Consider the following 23,198-nt stretch of genomic DNA (forward strand, 5'->3'; position numbering starts at 1 on the left):
CTCCTGGGGCTCGGGGGTCCGTCCCCCCGATCCTCGCACCCGTCGGGCCCGGTCGCATCCGCCCTCGCCACGGGCGATAATGGGTCGATGACCACGCAGGACTCCCCCCTCACCCCGAACTCCTCCCGGTCCGGCTGCTGCGACGACCACGCCCGCCCGGACACCTCCCGCCGCACCGTCCTGGGCCGCGGCGCCGCCGTCGCCGCCGCGGGTGCCGGCACACTCGCGCTGGCCGGCTGCACGGACCGGCTGCGTGAGAAGGACACCGCGCAGGACCACTACACCGGCTCCGACGCCGTCGACGCGCTGCCCGCCGCCGAGCTGCCCGTGGGCGCCTCCCGGGAGGTGCAGGTGCAGGGTAGGACGCTGATGATGCATCGCGTGGACGAGACCACGGTGACCGCCTTCACCAACGTGTGCACGCATCAGGGCTGCCTGCTCCAGGTCGTGGACCGGCAGGAGGGCCCGGCCTACGCCTGCCCCTGCCACGGCTCGCACTTCGACGTCACCTCGGGGAAGCCGTTCGGCGGCCCGGCCCGCAAGGCCCTCATGGACTACGACGCGGCCGTCGTCGACGACCGCATCGTCGTCAAGCTCTGAGCCCGGCTCATTCCTCCGGCGCGCCGTAGCGCCGGCGCGGGGGCACCACGACGGCGGAGCGGTCGTTGGGGTCCCACGCCGGCTGCTCGCGCCGCCGCGCCGGGTAGTAGCGGTGCCGCCACCAGAACCAGATGAGCGCCCCCAGCACCGGCAGCAGCAGCATGAGGCCGACCCACGGCAGGCGCGCCCGGGCGTCCAGGGGGCTGCGGCCCAGCGAGACGAAGCCGGCCACCCACAGCGCACCGGCCACGACGGACACGGTCCAGCCCAGGGCGGCCTCCCCCGGCGTCGGCACGAGCGGGGTCGCGGCGGCCGCGCCGGTCAGCGGGCCGGCCATCAGAAGAGCGCGACCTTCTCCGGGCCCGGGAACAGGGCGTCCAGCTCGGCCAGGTCCTCCGCGGTGGCGAGCCAGTCGGCCGCCGCCGCGTTCTCCACGACCTGCTCGGCACGGGTGGCGCCGGCGATCACGGAGGACACCGGTCCCTGCGCCGCCAGCCACCCGATCGCGGCCTGGACCTCGGTGATCCCCCGCTCCCGGGCGAACCGGCCGAACGCGGCCAGCTGCTCCAGGTCGGCGTCGGCCACCATGTGCTGGCGCACGTGGGACAGGCGCGAGCCCTCGGGGGCGTCGCCCTGCGAGTACTTGCCCGTGAGCAGCCCGTTGGCCAGCGGGAAGTACGGCAGGACGCCGAGCCCGAACTCGGCCGCCGCCGGGACCACCTCGAGCTCGGCCCGGCGGTCCAGCAGGTTGTAGTGGTTCTGCGCGGACACGAAGCGCTCCACGCCCAGCTCGCGGGCCACGTACTCGGCCTGGGCGATCTGCCACCCGGCCCGGTTCGAGTGGCCCACGTAGCGGACCTTGCCGGCGCGCACGAGGTCGTCGAGCGCGCGGAGGGTCTCCTCGATGGGCGTGGCCGGGTCCGGGGTGTGGAACTGGTAGAGGTCGATCCAGTCGGTGCCGAGGCGGCGCAGGGAGTCCTCGACGGCGCGCACGATGTACCGGCGGGAGCCCCGCGCGCCGCCGTCGTCGCCGGCGACACCGCCCATGTCCATGCCGAACTTGGTGCCGATCACCACCTCGTCGCGGCGGGCGCCCAGGGCGCGGCCGAGCCGCTCCTCGGACAGGCCGGGCTCGGCGCCGTAGACGTCGGCGACGTCGAAGAAGGTGATGCCGGCGTCGAGCGCGGCGTGGACGACGGCGTCGGTGCCGGCCTGCTCCAGCGTGGCGGTGCCGGGGCGGCCGAGGTTGTTGCAGCCCAGGCCGACGACGGAGACGGTCAGCCCGGAGCGGCCGAGACGGGTGTGGCGCACGGGTCAGCCCTCCTGCTCTGCGGTGCGGACGTCCACCTTGTTCGGCTGCACGCCGTCGGCGCGCTTGGCGGCCGCCGGGATCTCGGCGGCGGCCTTGCGGGCGTGGGGGGTCCGGACGCGCAGCACGAGGGCACCGGCCTCCTCGACGACGTCCTCGACCTCGCCAAGACCGCGCCAGGCCAGCTGGTGGGTCACCTCGACGCGCAGCCGTTCCACGGTGCGCCGCTCGATCACCGTGGCCTCCCGGCCGCGGAGCCGGTAGGCCACCGGCAGCACGGCGAAGGTCGCGGGGTCCGCCTCGGCGAAGCCCTCCTCCGCGCCCTGCGCCACGAACGCGGCCAGCAGCTGATCACCCTCGGCCTGGTCGGCCAGGGGCTGCTCCCCGACGGTGCCGGGCTGGCCGACCCGGCCGTGGTGGACCACGAACTCCCCGGCCTCCGCGTCGGCCCATGCCTCGCGGTACTCGAAGAGCCGGGCGCCGTCGTCGCCGACGCGATCACGGTACAGCCGGACGATGCTCATGCCTGCTCCTGGTGGTGGGGGGCGGCCGCGTCCTCGGGGACGGGCCGGGCGTACGGGACCTTGGCGCCGAGGACCTGGGCGACGGTGTCCTGGGTGATGCGCTGCGCGGTGAGGCCCACGCGGGCCAGCACCTGCTCGCGGCTGCCGTGGGCGAGGAACTCGACCGGCAGGCCGACCTCGTTCAGGGCGGTGTCCACGCCGGCCGCGCGCATCTCCTGCCGGATCCGCGAGCCGACGCCGCCGGCCCGCACCCCGTCCTCGAGGCACACGACGATCCGGTGGCGGGCGGCCGTGTCGATCACGGACCGGGCCACGGGCAGGACCCACCGCGGGTCGATCACCGTGGCGCTGATGCCGTGCCGCTCGAGCCGTTCGGCGACGTCGAGGCCGAGCTCGGCCATCGCGCCCACCGCCACGATCAGCACGTCCCGCTCGGCGCCGTCGCGTCCGCCGGCCTCGCCCCGCCGGGCGAGCACGTCCGTGCCGTCCGACAGTCGCTCCAGGGCACGCACCGGCTCGCCGACCGAGCCCTTCGCGAACCGCACCACGGTGGGCGCGTCCTCGACGGCGACGGCCTCGCGCAGCTCCTCCCGGAGCGTGTCCGCGTCGCGGGGCGCGGCGATCCGCAGCCCCGGCACCGACTGCAGCAGGGCCAGGTCCCACATGCCGTGGTGGCTCGGGCCGTCCGGCCCGGTGACGCCCGCGCGGTCCAGCACGAACGTCACGCCCGCACGGTGCAGGCCCACGTCCATGAGCACCTGGTCGTAGGCGCGGTTGAGGAAGGTCGCGTAGACGGCCACCACGGGGTGCAGACCGCCGAAGGCCATGCCGGCGGCCGAGGTGACCGCGTGCTGCTCGGCGATGCCGACGTCGAACACCCGGTCCGGGTGGGCCAGCGCCATCGGGGCCAGGCCCACGGGGTTCTGCATGGCGGCGGTGATGGCCACGACGTCCGGCCGCTCATTCGCGATCGCGAGCATCTCCTCGCCGAACACGGAGGTCCAGGACTGGGCCGTGGACGAGGTGATGGGCTCGCCCGTGGAGGGGTCGATCACGCCGATCGCGTGGAACTGGTCCGCCTCGTGCGCGACCGCCGGTGCGTAGCCGTGCCCCTTCTCGGTCATCGCGTGGACGATCACGGGCCCGCCGTACGCCCGCGCGTCCTCGAGGGCCTCCTCCATGGCGGTGAGGTCGTGACCGTCCACCGGGCCGATGTACTTCATGCCCAGGTCCTCGAACAGGCCCTGCGGCGCCCAGAGGTCCTTGAGGCCCTTCTTCGCCGCGTGCAGCGGCCGGTACACCAGCTCGCCCGCGAGGCCGGCCTCCTGGAGGCGGCGCTTGAGGTAGTCGAGGGTCTGCTCGTAGCGGTGGTGGGTGCGCACCTTGTCCAGCACCCCGCGGCGCAGTCCGCCCAGGTGCTCGGCGACGCCGCCCACCGTGGGCGCGTACGAGCGGCCGTTGTCGTTGACGACGATCACCACGCGCCGGTCCCGGCCCGCGGCGATGTTGTTGACCGCCTCCCAGGCCATGCCCCCCGTGAGTGCGCCGTCGCCGATCACGGCCACCACGGTGCGGTCCCCCTGCCCGGTCTGCGCCCAGGCCCGCGCGATGCCGTCCGCCCAGGAGAGCGAGCTGGAGGCGTGCGAGGACTCCACCACATCGTGCTCGGACTCCGTGCGGTCACCGTAGCCGGACAGGCCCCCCTCCTGGCGGAGCGTCGTGAAGTCCTGGCGTCCGGTGAGCAGCTTGTGCACGTACGACTGGTGACCCGTGTCGAAGATGACCGCGTCCTTCGGCGACTCGAAGACGCGGTGCACGGCCAGCGTCAGCTCGACGACGCCCAGGTTCGGTCCGAGGTGGCCGCCCGTCTTGGAGACGTGGGCGATCAGGTAGGCGCGGATCTCCGCAGCCAGCGCGGTCAACTGGTCCTCCGTGAGGGCCGACAGGTCCGCCGGGCGGGCGATCTGCGGCAGCAGCGGGGCGCCGGGGCTCGTGGGGGGCAGATGTTCCATGGTGCGACCAGCCTACTCCGCGGCTCCGCACCCGGGCGGGACGCCGGCGGCGGCCCGCGCGGGCGGGCCCCGTGGATCAGGCCTTCGCGGCGATCTGACGGAGCACGTACTGAGACATGCTTCGCTCTGCCTGGCGATAGTTGCACAGCTTCCGTCGGCTCTCAGGATCCCTGTCTCGATGGGACACCCGACGATGCAACCGTACAAGACCAATTTCTCTTGGGTGATCGACGGTACTGGGATCGTCTTCTCACCACGGTGATGTTCACGAGACGACGCAGCCGATCCCGTCACGACGGCGAGCGAGGTGAGCCCGTCCGTTCGGGCCTCGATTCCATCTGCGACCAGGGCCGCCGAGCCGATGTTCTCCATCGCAGCCTCAGCGCTGCCACCCCGGGTCGACTGGATCTTGGCCGGGCGATTCCACGCCCGCCGATCGACATCGACTTGATACCCGGGAGGGGTATAGCGTTGACTGGACCAGAACGAACAGGAGACTTCATGCGCAAGCACCTCATGACCACCGTCGCCGCAGGAGTGCTCGGAGGAGCGCTCGTGTTCACCGGCTGCAGCACCGGCGGCGGCCAGGACCAAGGGACCCCCTCGACGACCAGCCAGCACGAGGGCCACGACAGCAGCTCTGACAGCGGCGGGATGGAGCATCCGATGGACGGCGGCCCCGCCCCCGAGGGCATCGAGACGGCTGCGTCGCCCACATACCCGGTCGGCACCGAGGTCACGCTCACCGCCGACCACATGGAGGGCATGGACGGTGCGAACGCGACGATCGCCGGCGCGTACGACACGTACACCTATGCGGTGGACTTCACGCCGTCCGCAGGCGGGGAGCCGGTCAAGGATCACAAGTGGGTCGTCCAGCAGGAGATCAAGGACGCCGGAGATGAACGTCTGGCTGACGGCACCGAGGTCACTCTCGAGGCCGAACACATGGAAGGCATGAAGGGCGCGAAGGCGACCATCGCCTCCTCCACCGAGGAGACCGTCTACATGGTCGATTACGAGTCCGACGGCATGACGATGACCAACCACAAGTGGGTCGTCGAGAGCGAGCTCAAGCCGGCCTCCTGAGCCGATCGCCGCGGGCGCGCTGAAGGTCCGCGGCGAAATACGACCCGATCGAAGGAAAGATCGGGGAATGACGAGGGGAAGCGAAGAGCATGACGGACCCGACCACGCATCACCATGACCACGCCGGCGTCGCGACCACCGAGTCCGGCCACCGTGACGACTCGCGCGCCGAGAACGAAGACCACACCATGGAACACGGTGACCACGCCGGGCACGGTCATCACGGCGGTGGTCACGCGGGCCACGGCGACCACGTCGGCCAGTTCCGGCGGCTGTTCTGGATCAACCTGATCATCGCCATCCCGGTGGTCGCGTTCTCCCCCATGTTCGCCATGCTCCTGGGCTACTCGGTCCCCAGCTGGGCGGGCTGGGTCGCCGCAGTCCTCGGCTCCGTCATGTACGCCTGGGGCGGCACCCCGTTCCTCACCGGTGCTGTCAGCGAGCTGAAAAGCCGCCAGCCGGGGATGATGCTGCTCATCGCGCTCGGCATCACCGTAGCGTTCCTCGCCTCCTGGGCCGCCACTGTCGGTCTCGTCCACCCCGAGCTCGAGTTCTGGTGGGAGTTGGCGCTGCTGATCGTCATCATGCTGCTGGGCCACTGGATCGAGATGCGCTCACTGGCCCAGACCACCTCGGCGTTGGACTCCCTCGCCGCGCTGCTCCCTGACGAGGCTGAGCGTATAGAGGGAGACGACGTCGTCAAGGTCGACCCGGCAGAGCTGCGCGTCGGCGACGTCGTCATCGTCCGGCCTGGCGGCAGCGTCCCCGCCGACGGCACCATCGTCGACGGCCGCGCCGACATGGACGAGTCCATGATCACCGGCGAATCACACCCCGTCGCCCGCGGCGAGGGCGAGAACGTCACCGCCGGCACCGTGGCCACCGACTCCGGCCTGCGCGTAGAGATCACCGCCACCGGCGACGACACGGCTCTGGCGGGCATCAACAGGCTCGTCGCCGAGGCGCAGGGCTCATCCTCCCGTGCCCAGCGCATCGCCGACCGGGCTGCGGCCCTGCTGTTCTGGTTCGCCCTCGGAGCTGCGCTGATCACCGCCGTCGTCTGGACGCTCTTCGGGCTCCCCGACGACGCGGTCGTTCGCACCATCACTGTCCTCGTCATCGCCTGCCCCCATGCGCTGGGTCTGGCGATCCCTCTGGTCGTGTCCATCGCCACCGAGCGCGCCGCCCGCGGCGGCGTCCTGATCAAGGACCGCCTCGCCCTGGAGTCCATGCGCCAGGTCGACGCGGTGCTCTTCGACAAGACCGGCACCCTGACCAAGGGCGAGCCCACCGTCACCGGCGTGGAGCCGACCGGCGGCCTGAATGCCGAACAGCTCCTCGCCCTGGCCGCCTCCGCCGAGGCCGACAGTGAGCACCCCCTCGCCCGGTCCATCGTCACCGCCGCCAAGGAGAAGGGCCTCGCCGTCGAACCGGCCAGCGGGTTCACCTCCTCCCCGGCGGTCGGCGTCACCGCGACGGTGGCCGACCATGAGATCCGCGTCGGCGGACCCCGTCTGCTCGAGGAGACCGGCCAGGACGAGATCGGTGTCGCCGACGAATGGCGGGCAGAGGGTGCGATCATCCTGCACGTCCTCCGCGACGGCAAGGTCATCGGCGGTCTCAAGCTCGCCGACGAGGTTCGCCCAGAGTCCCGCGACGCCGTCGATGCGCTCCATCAGCTCGGCGTCGAGGTCGTCATGATCACCGGCGACGCGGAAGCCGTGGCGAACGAGGTGGGAAGAGAGCTCGGCATCGACCGGGTCTTCGCCGGCGTCCGCCCCGAGGACAAATCCGCCAAGGTCGACCAGCTGCAGAAGGAGGGCAAGAAGGTCGCCATGGTCGGCGACGGCGTCAACGACGCCCCTGCCCTGGCCCAGGCCGACGTCGGCATCGCCATCGGGGCCGGCACCGACGTCGCCATCGCCTCTGCAGGTGTCATCCTCGCCAGCTCCGACCCGCGTAGCGTCCTCTCGGTCATCCAGCTCTCCCGTGCCGCATACCGTAAAATGAGGCAAAACCTGTGGTGGGCCGCAGGGTACAACTTGCTCTCTGTGCCGCTCGCGGCTGGCGTGCTCGCACCCGTCGGCTTCGTCATGCCGATGTCAGTAGGCGCGATCCTGATGTCGATCTCCACCGTCGTCGTCGCGCTCAACGCCCAGCTGCTGCGTCGCATCGACCTCGCCCCAGATGCCAGCACCCGCTCCGTCCTGGAGCACCAGAAGTGAAGGACGCACTCGTGACCACTGAAACTGCAGCCGATGAGACCGGTGCCGACACCGGAGCCCATCGGCACGGCTACATCAGTGACAAGGACCGTTACCGCAACCGCATGAAGCGCATCGAAGGCCAAGCCCGCGGCATCACGAAGATGATCGACGACGAAAAGTACTGCATCGACATCCTCACCCAGGTCTCGGCCCTCACCCGCGCCCTGCAGGGAGTGGCGACCGGTCTGCTCGATGACCACCTCAAGCACTGCGTGCTCGACGCCGCCAAGAAAGGCGATGAAGACGCGGCCATCGCCAAGATCCAGGAGGCCACCGACGCCATCAATCGCCTCGTGCGCTCCTGACACCATCCGATTTCGTCAACACAGGGTGCCTCGGACCGGTGGGCCCCAGATCAGGACAAGGCTCTTGATGTCTCCGGGCAGGCGTGCTTTGCACGTCGTCGCGCCCTTGGCACCGGCGAACTCGGGATGCCTTCTGTCTAACCTGACGACATGAACACGTTCACCTGAGAAAAGAGTTGGGCATGCCACTTGCCATTGTTGCTCCGATCCAGTCCTCCAGGAGCCGCCTGAGGATCTGCGCGGCCTTTACCGGTCTGGCGACCAGCGCCGTCCTCCTGCTCAGCGGCTGTGCTGATGCGGGACCGTCCGCTGATGCAGGATCCGATCACTCACTGGTGGTCGAGCACAATCTAGACGGATTGAATGCTCGCGAGATCATCAAGCGCCTCGACTCAACGAAGGTGACAGATCGCTCGTCTGAATTCATCGCGTCGATTGAACCGGACCAGCTTGTACTGACCGACGACCAGAACAATCAGACCACCCTGCCGATGCCAGAAGACGAATTCTACGTCTCTATCGCCCCGTATCGCAGCCAGACTCACGAATGCTACTTCCACAGCCTCACGACCTGCACCGGCGAACTCGCCAATACTGACGTCCACGTCACCGTGGTCGAGGCGACGTCCGGGGAGACCCTCCTCGATGAAACGCTGACGACGTACGACAACGGATTCGTCGGGGTCTGGCTGCCGCGTGGAATTGACGCTACTCTCACTGTCTCAGCTGAAGGCCGCACCGCGAAAAAGGCCATCTCGACCCGCCCCGACGACCCCACCTGCTTGACCGGTCTTCAGCTGGTTTAAGGCCCAGGTCTCATGCTCCTCTGCAGCGCCGACAGATCAGGCGTCGAGACGTCCCATCCTTGGACTCCCACAGGGTCTCGGCGTCCCGATGTGAGGATTCGCCCGAGAGCCGGCTTCAGAGTCATCGCAGGGCATCACCAGACCGGGCTGAAGCCTCGTCGACCAATATCAACCAGTGCCAACTGAAGAGCACTACATCGCTCACTCTGTTTCACGATGTGCATTTCGGGGGATCCTCTCTGTCCAGGTCCTCACGCTCATACCTGCCGGTGCTGAGCCTCGCCGAGCTTCTCGAGCACTTGACCTGGATCGTCGATCAGTTCGAACACGCCACTCGGGCGTGTCCGACAATGCCGTCGACCACGCGAGCACAGCATTCAGGACCACGGCAGCCCAGTCCACGATCGCGTACTCGTCGTACCTGCTCGCCAGGCCCGGCCATTGCTTCAGGTGCGCGTCCTGGCGCTCGATCACGTTCCGGCCCGTGTAAGCCTCCGAGTCCAGGCCCACGGGTCGGCCGCCGGCCGAGCCGCGGCGTCTGCGGTGGCCCTGCTGGTCAGCCGGTTGGGGAGGACGGCCTTGATGCCACCGGCGCGCAGATGGGTGCCGATCGCCCGCGATGAGTACGCCTTCTCGCCCAGCACCGTCGACCAGCTGATGGGTCTTCGTGCTCAGCCCGCTCCGTGAGCGCCCGAGGCCGTGATCGGCGGGCTCTTCACGCGGATTCCTTGTCGTTCGATCCAGCCCCTCTGAGCCGGGTGGTGTTCCTCGCGTGCTGATGGGCGCGGGCGATCGTGGAGTCGACCGAGACCGACCAATCAATCAGGATTTCGGCATCCGCTGCAGGTGGTCCGTGTTGCCAGCACCGTGTCCCAGGTGCCCTCTTCGGCCATGCGGCCGTGCCAGGTCCACACTACTCAGCCAGGGCCCGGAGACCTCGGGCAGGTCCCGCCACGGGATCGAAGCACCTGTCCCGGTGGATGATGGCTTCGACCCTCGTGCGGTCATCGGCGAACGGCCGCCCCTGCCGGCCCGTGCAGGCGGGGAGCATCTGGAACCGGGACGTGTCTTCGAGGGCGCCAGCCGACCCTGGATTCATTGTCAGACACGCCCTAGGCCCGTCTGGCCCGAGGGTGAGCCGGACTCTGAACTGGGGGATGAAGAGCGGTCGTGCACCGGGGTCGGCCCCAGCGGCCACGACGACGGCGGCCCGCCGCCCTCCGTGCGGAGGGCGGCGGGCCGCCGTCGTCGTGGTGCCCGCGCGCGGGCGGTGTCCCGTGGATCAGGCCTTCGCGGCGATCTGACGGAGCACGTACTGCAGGATGCCGCCGTTGCGGTAGTACTCGGCCTCACCGGGGGTGTCGATGCGGACGACCGCGTCGAACTCGGTGACCCTGCCGTCCTCACCGGTGGCCGTGACCTTCACGGTCTTCGGCGTGGTGCCCTCGTTGAGGGCGGTGATGCCGGAGATGTCGAAGGTCTCGGTGCCGGTCAGGCCCAGCGAGTCGGCGTTCTCACCCTCCGGGAACTGCAGCGGCAGCACGCCCATGCCGATGAGGTTCGAGCGGTGGATGCGCTCGAAGGACTCCGTGATCACGGCCTTGACGCCCAGGAGCGCGGTGCCCTTGGCCGCCCAGTCACGGGAGGAGCCGGAGCCGTACTCCTTGCCGCCCAGGACCACCAGCGGGGTGCCCTGCTCGGCGTAGTTCTGCGCCGCGTCGTACACGTAGGCCTGCGGGGCGCCCTCCTGGGTGAAGTCGCGCGTGAAGCCGCCCTCCACGCCGTCGAGCAGCTGGTTCTTGATGCGGATGTTCGCGAACGTGCCGCGGATCATGACCTCGTGGTTGCCACGACGGGATCCGTAGGAGTTGAAGTCCTTGCGCTGCACGCCGTTCTCCAGCAGGTAGCGGCCCGCCGGGGTGTCCGACTTGAAGGAGCCGGCCGGGGAGATGTGGTCCGTGGTCACGGAGTCACCCAGCTTGAGCAGGACGCGGGCGCCGGAGATGTCCGACACCGGGTCCGGCTGCATGGTCATGCCCTCGAAGTACGGGGGCTTGCGCACGTAGGTGGACTTCTCGTCCCACTCGAAGGTGGAGCCCGAGGGGGTCTCCAGGGACTGCCAGCGCTCGTCGCCGTCGAAGATCGTGGCGTACTGCGAGGTGAACATCTCGGTGTCGATCGACGCGTCGATGATCTGCTGGACCTCGGTCGGGTCCGGCCAGATGTCCTTGAGGAAGACGTCGTTGCCCTCCGTGTCCTGGCCCAGGGCCTCGTTCTCGAAGTCGAAGTCCATGGTGCCGGCCAGGGCATAGGCGACCACCAGCGGCGGGGAGGCCAGGTAGTTCATCTTCACGTCCGGGTTGATGCGGCCCTCGAAGTTGCGGTTGCCGGAGAGCACCGCGGTCACGGACAGGTCGTTCTCCTGGATGGCCTCGGAGATCTCGGACTCCAGCGGGCCGGAGTTGCCGATGCAGGTGGTGCAGCCGTAGCCGACCACGTTGAAGCCGAGGTCGTTGAGGGACTCGCGCAGCCCGGACTTCTCGTAGTAGTCGGTCACCACGCGGGAGCCCGGGGCCACGGAGGTCTTCACCCACGGCTTGGACTTCAGGCCCTTGGCGACCGCGTTGCGGGCCAGCACGCCGGCCGCCATCATCACGGAGGGGTTTGACGTGTTGGTGCACGAGGTGATCGAGGCGATGGACACGGCACCGTGGTCCAGCTGGAACTGGCGGCCGTCCGGCATGGCCACGTCCACGAGCTTGGACGGGCGGCCCTCGCCGGCCTCGTCCTGCGTGGCGTAGTTGTGCAGGTCCTTGCGGAACTGGTCCTTGGAGTCGGTGAGCTCGATGCGGTCCTGGGGACGCTTCGGGCCGGAGATGGAGGGCACCACGGTGGACAGGTCCAGCTCGAGGTACTCGGAGTAGGCGACCTCGGAGGACGGGTCGTGCCACATCCCCTGCTCCTTGGTGTACGCCTCCACGAGGGCGACCTGCTCCTCGGAGCGGCCGGTCAGGCGCAGGTAGTCGAGGGTGACCTCGTCGATCGGGAAGATCGCGGCGGTGGAGCCGAACTCGGGCGACATGTTGCCGATGGTGGCGCGGTTGGCCAGGGGCACGGAGCCGACGCCCTCGCCGTAGAACTCGACGAACTTGCCGACCACGCCGTGCTGGCGGAGCATCTCGGTGATGGTCAGCACCACGTCGGTCGCGGTGGCGCCGGACGGGATGCTGCCGGTCAGCTTGAAGCCCACGACCCGCGGGATCAGCATGGACACGGGCTGGCCGAGCATCGCGGCCTCGGCCTCGATGCCGCCGACGCCCCAGCCGAGCACGCCCAGGCCGTTGACCATGGTGGTGTGCGAGTCGGTGCCGACGCAGGAGTCCGGGTAGGCGCGCAGCACGCCGTCGACCTCGCGGGTCATCACGGTGCGGGCCAGGTTCTCGATGTTGACCTGGTGGACGATGCCCATGCCCGGGGGGACGACCTTGAAGTCGTCGAAGGCGGTCTGGCCCCAGCGCAGGAACTTGTAGCGCTCGCCGTTGCGCTCGTACTCGATCTCCATGTTCCGCTCGATGGCGGCGTCGTTGCCGAAGGAGTCGATCTGCACGGAGTGGTCGATCACGAGCTCGGCCGGGGAGAGCGGGTTCACGCGCTCCGGGTCGCCGCCCAGGTCCTGGATGGCCTCACGCATGGTGGCCAGGTCTACGACGCAGGGCACGCCGGTGAAGTCCTGCATGATCACGCGCGCCGGCGTGAACTGGATCTCGGTGTCCGGCTGGGCGTTCGGGTCCCAGGCGGCCAGGGCCTTGATCTGGTCGGCGGTCACGTTGGCGCCGTCCTCGGTGCGCAGCAGGTTCTCCAGCAGCACCTTCAAGGAGTAGGGCAGCTTCTGCGCCCCCTCGACCTTGTTCAGACGGAAAATCTCATACTCGGCGCCCTTGACGTCCAGGACGCCCTTGGAGCCGAAGCTGTCGACGGTGGTCACGAGAGGACTCCTCTTCCCGCCCGGTTTCCTCCGGGCGCTCGTCCAGTGGGGGGTGGTCACCCGCGGCCGCGGACCGCGCCCCGTCCGGGACGGGCGTCGTCTGCGTCACAGGTGCCGCACTGCGTCCCAGGGTACCGCGCCGGTCCCGTGTGACGCGGGCATGGCGCGCGGCGGCCCGCAGGCCGCCACGCGGATGCCGGGTCAGATCTCGACGACGGCCGCGGCCGGGGCGCTCTGGGCGGCCGGCACCAGCACGGTCACCGACTCGAGGTGGTGGGTGTCCGGGTAGAGGTCGAACACGCGGGCGCGCTCCACCTCGTAGCCGCCGTCGCGCAGCCACGCCAGGTCGCGGGCGAACGAGGCGGGGTCGCACGAGACGTACACGATGCGGCCCGGCTCGAGCGCGAGGATGCGCTCGATCGCCCGCCGCCCCGCGCCCGCCCGCGGCGGGTCCAGGACGACGGTGTCCAGCGCGGCACCGCCGAGGCCGCCGTCCGCCACGGGACGCTCGGGGTACTTCAGCCAGCTGCCGAGCACCTTGTCCGTGGGGCCGTTGAGCACCGAGGCCTGCGGCTGGTCGTGCAGGTTGCGGCGGGCGTCCTTCGAGGCCTGGCGGGAGGCCTCCACCGAGTACACGCGGCCCTCGGGTCCCACGGCGTCCGCCAGGTACGCGCTGAACAGGCCGGCGCCGCCGTAGAGGTCGGCCACGACCTGGCCCGGCTCGACGCGCGCGTCCTCGAGCACCGCGTCCACGAGGGTGGCCGGGGCGTGCTGGTGGACCTGCCAGAAGCCGTCACCCGTGACGCGGAAGCGCTTGGTGCCGCCGCGCTCGGACTCCACGGTCTCCTCGACCCAGGTCTTGCCGGTGATGCGCTCGACCTTGACCGGCTGGAACTGCTTCGGGCCGGGCAGGGCCAGGCCGGTGGAGACGTCCACGCCGCACGCATTGGCCGCCTGGCGGATCCGGGTGCGCAGCCGGCCGAGCTTGACCTCGTCCGCCCGCGTCTGCGGGGTGGGCGTCACCAGCACGAGGGGGCGGGAGCCGGAGGCCGGCGTCGCGACGTCCACGCGGGCGGCTCCGGTGAAGTCCCAGTCCCACAGGGCGAGCGCATCGAGGGCCGGCACGCCGAGCGGCATGTTGCGCACGGGTAGGAGGGTCGCCGAACGGTAGGCGTGCATCGCGATGTGCCCCTGGGGGGTCACCGCGAACGCGTTCCGGGTCCGCCAGCGCTGGCCGGTGGGCTCGTCCTCGGAGCCGGCGAAGCACACCTCCGGCTCCACCGCGAGGTCGGCGATGCGGTGCACCGTGTCCCGGAAGACCTGGGCCTTGAGCCGGCGCTGGTGCGGGACCACGATGTGGCCGAACTCGGCGCCGCCCACGGGCGGGCGACCCGAGGCGTGGGCGCGCAGCATGTCCGCGAGCTTCCACTGGTGGATGCGGCGGAACTCGGAGGGCCGCAGCACCTCCACGACGTCGCCGCGCCAGAAGCGGGCCCCGTCCTCGGCCTCGGTCAGGGCCACCCGGACCTTCTCGCCGGGCACGGCGTGGCGCACGAAGACGACCCGCCCCTCGTGCCGGGCCACGCAGTGGCCGCCGTGGGCCATGGCCCCGACCTCCACCTCGATGGTCCTCCCGATCCCGGTGACGTCTGTGGACGTGTCGACGACTGCCATGTCTGGCTCCTCTCGCATCGCAGCGCGCTTCAGGTCTTGCCCTGAGCATCGACTGGTCAGATCATCATCATCCTTGCAGACCGATGCGGCTGTGTCGCCTCGATCGTGGGCGCGCCGTCGGACGGCGTCATCCGCCGCTCCCCGGGGGCGCCGGGGCGGTCAAGAGCCCTGGCCCTCGTGGACCTGCCACGGCACCGAGCCCACCATCACGCCCGGCTCCCGCTGCAGTCGCCGCGTCTGGCGGGTGGCGGTCCGGTTGTGCAGGAGCGTGCGCCAGCCCGGCCGGACCACGTACTCCGGGATGAACACCATGGTCAGGTCCCGCGGGGAGCGGCGTCGGTGCTCGCGCACATGCCGCACCAGGGGGGCCACCGTGTCGCGGTAGGGCGAGGCGATCACGGTGAGCGACATCGGCAGGCCGGCACGCTCCCAGGCGTCGATCACCTCCAGGGTGGCGGCGCGCTCGGCGTCCACGACGACGGCCTCGAGGGAGGACGGCCGCGACGCGCGGGCGTAGGCCAGCGCCCGCAGCGCCGGCCGGTCCAGCGTGGTCACGACGACCACCACGTGGACCCGCGAGGGCAGGGCCCGCGCGTCGTCCTGGGGGTCCGGTGCGAGCTCGCGGTCCACGTCCGCGTAGTGGCGGCGGATCCGCCCCATCACCAGCGAGCCGAGCACGATCGCCAGCAGCGCCACCCACGCGCCCTGCGTGAAGCGGGTGACCAGGACGACGACGCCCGCCAGCGCCGTGACCACCCAGGCCACCGCCGTGATGATCAGGCGCAGCCGGACGGCCGCGCGGGCCCGGGCGCCCGGTGTGTGCACGAGCCGGCGGCGCCACAGCCGCAGCATGCCGGCCTGCGCGAGCGTGAAGGCCAGCAGCACGCCGATGACGTAAAGCTGCACGAGCAGGGCGGTCCGGGCCTCGAAGAACAGCACGAGCGAGAGGGCCACGGCCCCCATCCCGAGGACGCTCCACGTGTGCACCAGCCGGTCGCTGCGGACCCTCAGCTGCCGGGGCAGGTAGCCGTCCTCGGCCACGCGCGCGGCCAGGGCGGGGAACGAGCGGAACGCCGACTTGGCCGCGAACAGCAGGAGCAGGGCGGTGGCCGCGATGGTGGCGACGGACAGGATGCTGCCCGGGCCGTACACGGTGTCCGCGAGCTGGGCGAGCACGGGGGCGGGGGCGCGGTCGGGCGTGACCTCGGCACCCGCGGCGTCCCGGAGGTTCTCCAGCTCCAGCCCGACGACGACGCCGGTGCGCTGAGCCAGGTGCATGACGCCCACGGTCAGCGCGCCGAGGGTGAGGGCCATCACGGTGAGCACCCACCGCACCGTGGGCACGGCCGGCCGGGCCATCAGGCGGGTGCTCGAGACCGGCACCTCGACGCCGGTGAGCAGCACCGATCCCGCGCTGAACGCGCGCAGGGCGAGCAGCGCCGTCGCCACGGTGCTGACGGTCCCGCCGACCCCGGCGCCCTCCTGCGTCCAGCCGGCCGTCGGCGCCGCGCCGAGCAGCCCACGGCCCTCCTGCCACAGGCCCGCCAGGACGAGCAGCGCGGTCAGGGCGACGAACACGCTCACGAGCACGGGCAGCACCCACCGGGACAGCCGCACCCCGCGGAGCGCGGCCAGCAGTACGCCCACGAGCGCGGCCGAGGCCACCAGCACGCGGCTGCCGACGGTGAGTCCGGGGGCCAGCGCCGCCACGAAGTGGGCGAAGGCGGCCACGGAGACCGCGGCGGTGAACACGAAGTCCAGCAGGAGCGCGGCCGAGGCGACGACGCCGGCCCTCGGGCCCAGCTTCATGCCGGCCATGTGATAGATGCCGCCGTGCGGAACGGCGGCGACCGCGGCGCGGAAGGACACGACGATGAGCAGCATCACCGCGACGACGGCCCAGCCGACGGCGGGTCCGAGCGCGAGCGCGGACGTGCCGGCCGCGACCAGGGTGAGGATGACCTCGTCCGGGGCGTAGGCGAGGGAGGACAGGGCGTTCGACGACGTCACGGGCAGCGCCCGCCACCGGTTCATGCGGGGCTCGTCGGCGGCGTGCGACGTCACGGGGCGACCGAGGAGGCCGCGGCGCAGGAGGGAGGACAGCGTGGCCACCGCACCACGGTACCCCCGCCGGGCCCGGACGCCGCGGCGACGCGGATGCTCCCGGACGTGCCCGCCGGATGCGAGGATGGAGCGCGCGTCGGCTCCCCGGCGCACGGAGCACCGCACGAGAGGCAGGGACGGGCATGGCCCACTACGTGATCGTCGGCGGCGGACGGGTGGGCACCCGGTTGGCGGCCGCGCTGGACGCGGCCGGTCACGGCGTCGCCCTCGTGGACCGCGACCCGCGGACCGTGGAGGGGCTGGCCCCCGGCTTCTCCGGCGAGCTCGTGGCCGGCGTGGGCTTCGACCGCTCCGCGCTGCTCGCCGCCGGCATCGACCGCGCGCAGGGCCTGGCGGCCGTGACCGCGGACGACAACACGAACATCATCGCCGCCCGCGTGGCCCGCGAGACCTTCCACGTGGACCACGTGGTGGCGCGCATCTACGACGCCGACCGGGCCCGGCTGTACCAGCGCCTCGGCATCCCCACGGTCGCCTCGATCCAGTGGACGGCCGACCAGGTGCTGCACCGGCTGCTGCCGGCCGGCACCGCCGACGCGGAGCACCGCGACGCCTCCGGCCGGCTGCTCGTGACCGAGCTGGTCCCCCACTCTTCGTGGTGGGGCCGTCGGCTGACCGACGTCGAGTCCACGGTGGGGATGCGCATCGCCTACCTCACCCGGCTCGGCGACGGCCAGCTGCCCCGGCCGGGCGACCGCCTGCAGGAGGGCGACGTGCTGCACGCCGTCTACCCGGTGGACCGCCGGGACCAGGTGGAGGCCGCCCTGCAGGGCGAGGCACGCGTGCCGGACGGCACGGACGAGGACGAGGAGGGACGGGCATGAGGGCCGTCATCGCCGGAGCCGGCGCCGTGGGCGCCTCCATCGCGCGGGAGCTGCACGCGCACGGCCACGAGGTGGTCGTCGTCGAGGCGCGCACGGACGCGGCCCGCAAGGCCGACGTCGGCGGCGCACGCCTCGTCCTCGGGGATGCGTGCGACCTGACCGTGCTCGAGCAGTGCGGCGCCCTGGAGGCGGACGTGCTCGTCGCGGCGACCGGCGACGACCGGGTCAACCTCGTGTGCTCCCTGCTGAGCCGCTCGGAGTTCGGCGTCGGCCGCACCGTGGCCCGCGTCAACAACCCGCTCAACGACTGGCTCTTCGACGAGTCGTGGGGCGTGGACGTGGCCGTGTCCACCCCCTCGATCATGACGGCGCTCGTGGAGGAGGCCGTGGAGACCGGGGACCTCGTGCGCCTGCTCAGACTGGAGGCCGGCGGCGCGGCGCTGTCCGAGTTCCGGGTCCCGGCGGAGCACTGGCTCGAGGGCCGGCGCATCGGCACCGTGTCCTGGCCGCAGGAGGCTCCGCTCGTGGCGGTCGTGCGCGACGGCGCCCCCCGGCAGGCGTCGGCGGACGAGGTCCTGGAGGTGGGCGACGAGCTCTTCTTCCTGGCCGCCGGCTCCGCCGAGCCGGCCCTGCGTCGCCTCCTCGTCGGCGAGGGCCGCGCTCAGGGACGCTCGGAGGCGGCGGAGTCTGCCGGCACGCCGTCGTCCTGACCGGGCGAGCTGACGGACCAGGCGAGCCAGAGCCCCAGGGCATAGAGCGGCAGGCCCATCACCAGGCGGGCCACCCCGAGCGCGGTGACGGCGTCCCCGAGGTAGAGGGGCACCTGCACCGCCAGGCGCAGCGCGAACACGGCCACGAGGATCCAGGTGGCCGCGGCGTAGGCGCGGCGCCGACGCCGGTGGGCCCGCCAGCGGGTGCCCTCGGCGCGCACGAGGCCGAGCACCAGGCCCGCCGCGGGCCAGCCCACGAGGACGGACACCGCGAACGCGAGGCCGTAGGCGGCGTTGGTGACGAAGCCCCACAGGTAGTAGTCGCGGGCCTGGCCGGTGGTCAGGGAGACCACGACGGACAGGACGACGACGGCGAGGCCGGCCAGCACCTGGACCGGCGACTGGCGCTGGACGAGGCGCGCGACGCCCAGCACGAGTGCGACCGCGACGGCCGCCACGCCGGAGGGCCACACCTGCTGGGTGGCGACGTAGCCGACCATGTAGACGAGGGTGGGCAGGGAGGCCTCGACGATGCCGCGCCAGCCACCGACGCTGCCCAGCGCGTCGAGGCGGCCGCGCTCGTCCAGGCGGGCTCGAGACGGCAGGGGGCCGGCCCCGTCCGGGGCGGCGGTGACGGGGCCACGCGGCTCGGTCATGGGCTCTCCTCTCGGGGCCGTGCTCAGCGCGTGGCCTCGGGCGCGTCGACCAGGTCGAACTCGGGGTTGTGCAGGGTGGGCACGCCGTCCATCTGGGTGACGCGGCCGCGGACCGTCAGCCACTCCCCCGGCATGACACCGGGCACGCGGCGCCGCCCGTGCCAGACCAGCTGCAGCGTCTCCGCGGGCGCCATGCTCCCGGGCGCGGGCAGGCGGTCGGCCAAGACCGCGCGGAAGACGGTCGCCTCGTCCGCGCCGGGCAGTGTGACGGAGGCGATGACGCCGCGGCGCTCGATGCGGCCCGCGGCGCCGGTCGGGCGGGCTGCGACGGCGGGGCTCACCGGGTCTCCGTGATCTCCGGACCGCGCTCGGGCAGCGCGGTGGCCTCCGGTGCCGCGCCGTCCCCCGGGCCGGCGGCGGTGTCCGCGAGCACGTCCCGGCCCTCGTCCGGGGCCGGGCGGCGACGCTGCAGCGGGCGCGCGTTGGGAGGCGGACGCAGGGGCAGCAGCTCGCGCGGCGGGAGCGGCTCGTCGCCCCGCACCACGACCAGGTCGGAGAACACCTGTTCCAGCGGCTCGGCGGCCTCCGGCTGGAAGGCGGCCTCGCCGTGGAACACGCCGCGGACGAACCAGCGCGGACCGTCCACGCCCACGAACCGGGCGACGTTCCACCCCGGCGAGCCGTCCGGCAGCGCCGCCGGCACGCGCGTGAGGATCTCGATGCCGAAGCGGCCGGTCTGCTCCTGCACGGTCGCGTGGGCGGTGGTCGACAGGGAGTCGTGCAGCTCGGCGCGCAGGTCGTCCCACAGGCCCGTGCGGCGCGGGGCGCTGAACGCCTGGACCTGCAGCGCCGAGCGGCCGAGGCTGACGGTGGCGGCGACGATCCGCTTCGTCGCGTCCTCGACGTCGAGGCGCAGCTTCATGCCCTGGACCGCCCGCAGGCGCAGCGACCCCAGGTCGATCATGCCGGCGGGATCCGGGCGGGTGGCGACGTCGTGCGGACCGACGTCGGCTGCCTCCGGCGCGGCGGCGATCTCGAGGTCGCGCTCCTCCAGCAGCTCGGCCGGCAGGCTGACCTGCTCGTGGCGCACGGTGCGGTTGCGTCCGAAGATCACGACGTCCTCCCAGGGGTGGTGTCGGCGGTGAAGCCGCCGGTCGAGCCGAAGCCGCCGGCCCCGCGTTCGGAGTCGGGCAGCGCGTCCACGGGCTCGAAGCGGGCCCGCACGACCGGCTGCAGCACGAGCTGGGCGATCCGGTCGCCGCGGCGCAGCACGATCGGCTCGGTCGGGTCCAGGTTGATCAGGGGCACCTTGATCTCGCCGCGGTAGCCGGCGTCGATGGTGCCGGGGGCGTTGACGACGCTCAGGCCGTGGCGGACCGCGAGGCCCGAGCGGGGGTGCACGAACCCCGCGTGGCCCTCCGGGATGGCCAGCGCCACGCCGGTCGGCACGAGGGCACGCTCACCCGGGGCCAGGGTCACGTCGACGGCGGTGCGCAGGTCCGCGCCCGCGTCGCCCGGCTGCGCGTAGGCGGGCGGGGCCAGGCCCGGATCGAGGGCGTGCAGGGGCACGGGCAGCTCGGCGGAGTCGGTCACGAGGCCCGACCCTACACGAGCACCCGTCGGCCCGGGGCCGCGTCGAGGCGGCCGGGCGGGCGCCCTCACCGGTGCCGCGCGGCGGGACCGGAGTCCGGATGTGGGAAGCTGGGACCCATGCGTGATCCCCAGCAGCACCCCGTCGCCGATGCCTCCCGCCGCGCCCCCGAGGGCGCTGCGGCGGGACCCGATCCGGTCCTGTTCGAGGAGCGGTTGACGCCCTCCCCGGGGGTCTGGGCCGTGGCGCTCATGCTGGCGGCGCTGACGATACTCGTGTTCGCGCCGATCGACCTCGGGGTGGGCATCGCGGCCGCCGTCGCGTTCTTCGCCGTCGAGGTCCTGATCCTGGTGGCCACCACCCCGCGCATCGTGGTGCGCGAACGCACCCTCCAGGTGGGCCGCGCCAGCATCGAACGGCACCACGTCGGTCAGGTCACGGGGTATCGCGGCGAGGACGCCCGGGCCCAGCGCGGCCCGCTGCTGCACGGGCTGGCCTTCGTGAACGTGCGCGGCTGGATCGCGCCCGTCGTGCGGATCCAGCTGACCGACGAGCGCGACCGCACACCCTACTGGCTGACCAGCACCCGGCGTCCGGAGGAGCTGGTCGCGGCCCTCGGCGGGACCATGGCCCGGCAGGAGGGGACGGCCGAGGGCCGCTGACCGCCCCGGCGGCGGGGGCTCAGCCCTCGCAGTCGGTGCAGTAGATCAGGCCGTTCTTCTCACGCGCGGCCTGCGAGCGATGGCGGACCAGGAAGCAGGAGGCGCAGGTGAACTCATCCGACTGGGCGGGCAGCACCCGCACCATCAGCTCTTCACCCGAGAGGTCGGCGCCGGGCAGCTCGAACCCCTCGGCGGCCTCCGCTTCGTCCTCGTCCACGACGGCGGACTGGGTGTCCGTGCGCCGTGCCTTCAGCTCCTCGATGGAGTTCTGGCTCAGCTCTTCCTCGTTCTTGCGAGGGGCGTCGTAGTCAGTGGCCATGGGGTTTCACGCTCCGCTGGTGGGGGACGGCACCGGGACCGGTGCCGGCACTGCGCAGGCGGCGTCGTGGGCGGGCCACGCATCACCGGCCTGCGCCGTTGCGCGTAGATTGTGCACCATGGCCGAACCCGTGCCAAATGTTGACCGGCATGCTCGCCCAGGGCGGATTCGCGCGGGCGCGCGCCCCTCGCCCGGGCCGTGGTCTGCGGCCCGGCGGCTAGGATCGGGGCATGCCCGGCCGGGCGTCCGCATGCCCGGTGACCAGAACACGATGTGGGAGGGACCACCGCCATGGCAGAGCTGCGACTGACCGGACCCACCGAGGACGGCGACGCGCTGCGTTTGTCGGGGCCCGAGGGCGAGGAGCACACGCTCCCCCTCTCCCCCTATCTGCGCCGGCTGGTCATCGAGGGCGCCGCGCCCGAGGACGGGCGACCGGCCGAGGACGGCCCCGCGGCCTGGCACGACATGACGGAGATGGACGTCCCCGGGGCGGACGACGAGGACGCCGAGGGACCGGTGGACGCGGCGACGCACGCCGACGATGCCGCGGAGGAGGACGAGCGGGCTCCCGAGGCGCCCTCCGGCCCGGCCCGGCCGGACGAGGACCTCGCGCTCACCCCGCGGATCGACCCGCGGCCCGTGGCCGACGACTCGACCGCGGACGGACCGACCCCGGCGCCGCTGACCGACCAGGAGTCCGTCAAGGCCGCCGCGACCCAGGAGGCCGTGCCCCTCACCCCCCGGGAGATCCAGCAGCGCATCCGTGCGGGCGCCTCCGTGGAGCAGGTGGCCCGGGAGAGCGGGAACGCGTTCTCGCGCATCCGCACCTACGGTCACCCCGTCTTGGCCGAGCGCGACTGGATCGCCCGGCAGGCCCGCGCCGTCGAGGTCTGGGTCGGCGGGCCCGACCTCTACTCGGACCTCGTCCAGGACGGCGGCCCCACGACGCTCGGGGAGCTCGCCGCGCACCGGCTCGCCGAGCTGGGCGTGGACGAGGCGAGCCTCGAGTGGGACGCGTGGCGCGAGGACCAGGCCGGCTGGACCGTGGCCGCCCGGTTCGCCGTGTCCGGTGCGGGGAGTCTGCCCACCCGCGAGGAGCCGCCGGCGCTCTGGACGTTCCGCCCGGCCGGACGCCACCTCGAACCCGAGAACGCCTGGGCCCGCGCCCTGTCCGAGGCGGAGGCCTGGGACCTGGTCCCCCGCGCCCCCGCGGCCGAACCGGTGACGGACGACGTGGACGCCGAGGACGCCGTGACCCCCGCGGGTGCGCACTCCCCGGCCGCCGACCGCGACGCCGATCTGCTGGAGATCCTGCGGGTGCGCCGGGGTCAGCGTGTGGGCGCGGACCTGGAGTCGGACGACACGCTCGCGCACCTGATCGCCCGCGAGCACCAGGACCGGAGTCGGCGCGAGGCCGCCCAGGCGCCCGAGCCGCTCGCCCCGGTCGACGCCGAGGGGGCCCTGACGACCGCCGACGACGCCCCGGGCATCGACGAGCCGGAACCGGCCGCCGAGACCGACCGCGCCGAGGACACTGCCGCAGACGTCGCGGACGCGGAGGTCGCGGACGCGGGTGTCGAGGACGAGGGGGCGGAGCCCGCGCCTCGCGAGCGTGCCGCGCGCCCTGCCATGCCGGCCGTCACGCCGCGCCCCCGGGCCCGCTCGGCCGCTCGCCGCGCGTCCGTGCCCAGCTGGGACGAGATCGTCTTCGGCCGCAAGGGCGACTGACCCCGGCCCG

General features: G+C 72.3%; 21 protein-coding genes and 1 pseudogene. 9 read left to right on the forward strand and 13 right to left on the reverse strand.

Features of this window, described 5'->3' with window-relative positions; all coding sequences use genetic code 11:
- Window positions 1–87 precede the first annotated feature (87 nt).
- Window positions 88–600, forward strand: coding sequence for a Rieske (2Fe-2S) protein (locus J1M41_RS02700; protein WP_020627853.1), 513 nt, complete (start codon window positions 88–90; stop codon window positions 598–600).
- A gap of 7 nt (window positions 601–607) precedes the next feature.
- On the opposite strand, the gene J1M41_RS02705 is transcribed toward J1M41_RS02700, so the two are convergent.
- Genes J1M41_RS02705 through dxs form a run of 4 tightly spaced genes read right to left on the reverse strand, consistent with a single transcriptional unit; the run spans window position 608 to window position 4,445 of the window.
- The gene (locus tag J1M41_RS02705) at window positions 608–937 is read right to left on the reverse strand and encodes a PLD nuclease N-terminal domain-containing protein (protein WP_206451092.1); all 330 of its coding nucleotides are present in this window, start codon (window positions 935–937) and stop codon (window positions 608–610) included.
- Entirely contained in the window at window positions 937–1,911 is a 975-nt protein-coding gene (locus J1M41_RS02710) for an aldo/keto reductase (protein WP_020627855.1), read from the reverse strand. The genes J1M41_RS02705 and J1M41_RS02710 overlap by 1 nt, the downstream gene beginning before the upstream one ends.
- A gap of 3 nt (window positions 1,912–1,914) precedes the next feature.
- A complete protein-coding gene (locus J1M41_RS02715) occupies window positions 1,915–2,433 on the reverse strand; it encodes a hypothetical protein (RefSeq protein WP_044659996.1) in 519 nt (172 codons plus the stop codon).
- The gene (gene dxs, locus J1M41_RS02720; RefSeq protein WP_241247657.1) at window positions 2,430–4,445 is read right to left on the reverse strand and encodes a 1-deoxy-D-xylulose-5-phosphate synthase; all 2,016 of its coding nucleotides are present in this window, start codon (window positions 4,443–4,445) and stop codon (window positions 2,430–2,432) included. Before dxs ends, J1M41_RS02715 begins: the two co-directional genes overlap by 4 nt.
- Window positions 4,446–4,946: 501 nt before the next feature.
- Here dxs and J1M41_RS02725 point away from each other — a divergent pair.
- The 4 genes from J1M41_RS02725 to J1M41_RS02740 all read left to right on the forward strand — a co-directional run bounded on the left by J1M41_RS02725 (window position 4,947) and on the right by J1M41_RS02740 (window position 8,912).
- Window positions 4,947–5,534, forward strand: a complete 588-nt coding sequence (locus J1M41_RS02725) for a YdhK family protein (RefSeq protein ID WP_163721322.1) — start codon at window positions 4,947–4,949, stop codon at window positions 5,532–5,534.
- 89 nt (window positions 5,535–5,623) lie between these two features.
- Window positions 5,624–7,759, forward strand: a complete 2,136-nt coding sequence (locus tag J1M41_RS02730) for a heavy metal translocating P-type ATPase (protein WP_036382829.1) — start codon at window positions 5,624–5,626, stop codon at window positions 7,757–7,759.
- Between the two features lie 11 nt (window positions 7,760–7,770).
- Entirely contained in the window at window positions 7,771–8,106 is a 336-nt protein-coding gene (locus tag J1M41_RS02735) for a metal-sensitive transcriptional regulator (RefSeq protein WP_270618289.1), read from the forward strand.
- A gap of 182 nt (window positions 8,107–8,288) precedes the next feature.
- Entirely contained in the window at window positions 8,289–8,912 is a 624-nt protein-coding gene (locus J1M41_RS02740; protein WP_119217250.1) for a CueP family metal-binding protein, read from the forward strand.
- Between the two features lie 336 nt (window positions 8,913–9,248).
- On the opposite strand, the pseudogene J1M41_RS02745 reads toward J1M41_RS02740, so the two are convergent.
- The 4 genes and pseudogenes from J1M41_RS02745 to J1M41_RS02760 all read right to left on the reverse strand — a co-directional run.
- Window positions 9,249–10,011 (reverse strand): annotated as a pseudogene (locus tag J1M41_RS02745) (transposase); the annotation flags it as partial.
- Between the two features lie 183 nt (window positions 10,012–10,194).
- The gene (gene acnA, locus J1M41_RS02750) at window positions 10,195–12,897 is read right to left on the reverse strand and encodes an aconitate hydratase AcnA (RefSeq protein ID WP_020625084.1); all 2,703 of its coding nucleotides are present in this window, start codon (window positions 12,895–12,897) and stop codon (window positions 10,195–10,197) included.
- A gap of 201 nt (window positions 12,898–13,098) precedes the next feature.
- A complete protein-coding gene (locus tag J1M41_RS02755; RefSeq protein WP_020625083.1) occupies window positions 13,099–14,571 on the reverse strand; it encodes a class I SAM-dependent RNA methyltransferase in 1,473 nt (490 codons plus the stop codon).
- A gap of 159 nt (window positions 14,572–14,730) precedes the next feature.
- Complete coding sequence (locus tag J1M41_RS02760) at window positions 14,731–16,683, reverse strand: APC family permease (protein ID WP_020625082.1); 1,953 nt, start codon at window positions 16,681–16,683, stop codon at window positions 14,731–14,733.
- A 134-nt stretch (window positions 16,684–16,817) separates the two neighbouring features.
- On the opposite strand from J1M41_RS02760, the gene J1M41_RS02765 reads away from it, so the two are divergent.
- Together J1M41_RS02765 and J1M41_RS02770 are read left to right on the forward strand one after the other, a co-directional pair.
- Window positions 16,818–17,519: a TrkA family potassium uptake protein gene (locus tag J1M41_RS02765; RefSeq protein ID WP_020625081.1), complete on the forward strand. Its 702-nt coding sequence runs from the start codon at window positions 16,818–16,820 to the stop codon at window positions 17,517–17,519.
- On the forward strand, window positions 17,516–18,229 hold the full coding sequence (locus J1M41_RS02770) for a TrkA family potassium uptake protein (RefSeq protein WP_036382825.1): 714 nt from the start codon (window positions 17,516–17,518) through the stop codon (window positions 18,227–18,229). Before J1M41_RS02765 ends, J1M41_RS02770 begins: the two co-directional genes overlap by 4 nt.
- On the opposite strand, the gene J1M41_RS02775 is transcribed toward J1M41_RS02770, so the two are convergent.
- Genes J1M41_RS02775 through dut form a run of 4 tightly spaced genes read right to left on the reverse strand, consistent with a single transcriptional unit; the run spans window position 18,181 to window position 20,478 of the window.
- Complete coding sequence (locus J1M41_RS02775; RefSeq protein WP_020625079.1) at window positions 18,181–18,885, reverse strand: DUF3159 domain-containing protein; 705 nt, start codon at window positions 18,883–18,885, stop codon at window positions 18,181–18,183. The genes J1M41_RS02770 and J1M41_RS02775 overlap by 49 nt on opposite strands.
- A 23-nt stretch (window positions 18,886–18,908) precedes the next feature.
- Window positions 18,909–19,226, reverse strand: coding sequence for an OB-fold nucleic acid binding domain-containing protein (locus J1M41_RS02780; RefSeq protein WP_020625078.1), 318 nt, complete (start codon window positions 19,224–19,226; stop codon window positions 18,909–18,911).
- Window positions 19,223–19,999 carry a DUF3710 domain-containing protein gene (locus J1M41_RS02785; RefSeq protein ID WP_044659534.1) on the reverse strand — a complete coding sequence of 259 codons (777 nt, stop codon included), beginning with the start codon at window positions 19,997–19,999 and terminating at the stop codon, window positions 19,223–19,225. The genes J1M41_RS02780 and J1M41_RS02785 overlap by 4 nt, the downstream gene beginning before the upstream one ends.
- Complete coding sequence (dut, locus tag J1M41_RS02790) at window positions 19,996–20,478, reverse strand: dUTP diphosphatase (protein ID WP_036382821.1); 483 nt, start codon at window positions 20,476–20,478, stop codon at window positions 19,996–19,998. Before dut ends, J1M41_RS02785 begins: the two co-directional genes overlap by 4 nt.
- A gap of 117 nt (window positions 20,479–20,595) precedes the next feature.
- Between dut and J1M41_RS02795 the strand changes: the two genes are divergently transcribed.
- On the forward strand, window positions 20,596–21,138 hold the full coding sequence (locus J1M41_RS02795; protein WP_036382817.1) for a DUF3093 domain-containing protein: 543 nt from the start codon (window positions 20,596–20,598) through the stop codon (window positions 21,136–21,138).
- Between the two features lie 19 nt (window positions 21,139–21,157).
- Here J1M41_RS02795 and J1M41_RS02800 read toward each other — a convergent pair whose 3' ends face one another.
- Window positions 21,158–21,457: a DUF4193 domain-containing protein gene (locus tag J1M41_RS02800; RefSeq protein WP_002858157.1), complete on the reverse strand. Its 300-nt coding sequence runs from the start codon at window positions 21,455–21,457 to the stop codon at window positions 21,158–21,160.
- A 291-nt stretch (window positions 21,458–21,748) separates the two neighbouring features.
- On the opposite strand from J1M41_RS02800, the gene sepH reads away from it, so the two are divergent.
- Window positions 21,749–23,188 (forward strand): septation protein SepH, encoded by a 1,440-nt coding sequence (gene sepH, locus J1M41_RS02805; RefSeq protein WP_044659533.1) that lies wholly within the window; start codon window positions 21,749–21,751, stop codon window positions 23,186–23,188.
- Window positions 23,189–23,198 lie beyond the last annotated feature (10 nt).

Source organism: Micrococcus sp. KRD096 (assembly GCF_017168495.1).
GTDB classification, from domain to species: Bacteria; Actinomycetota; Actinomycetes; order Actinomycetales; family Micrococcaceae; genus Micrococcus; species Micrococcus luteus.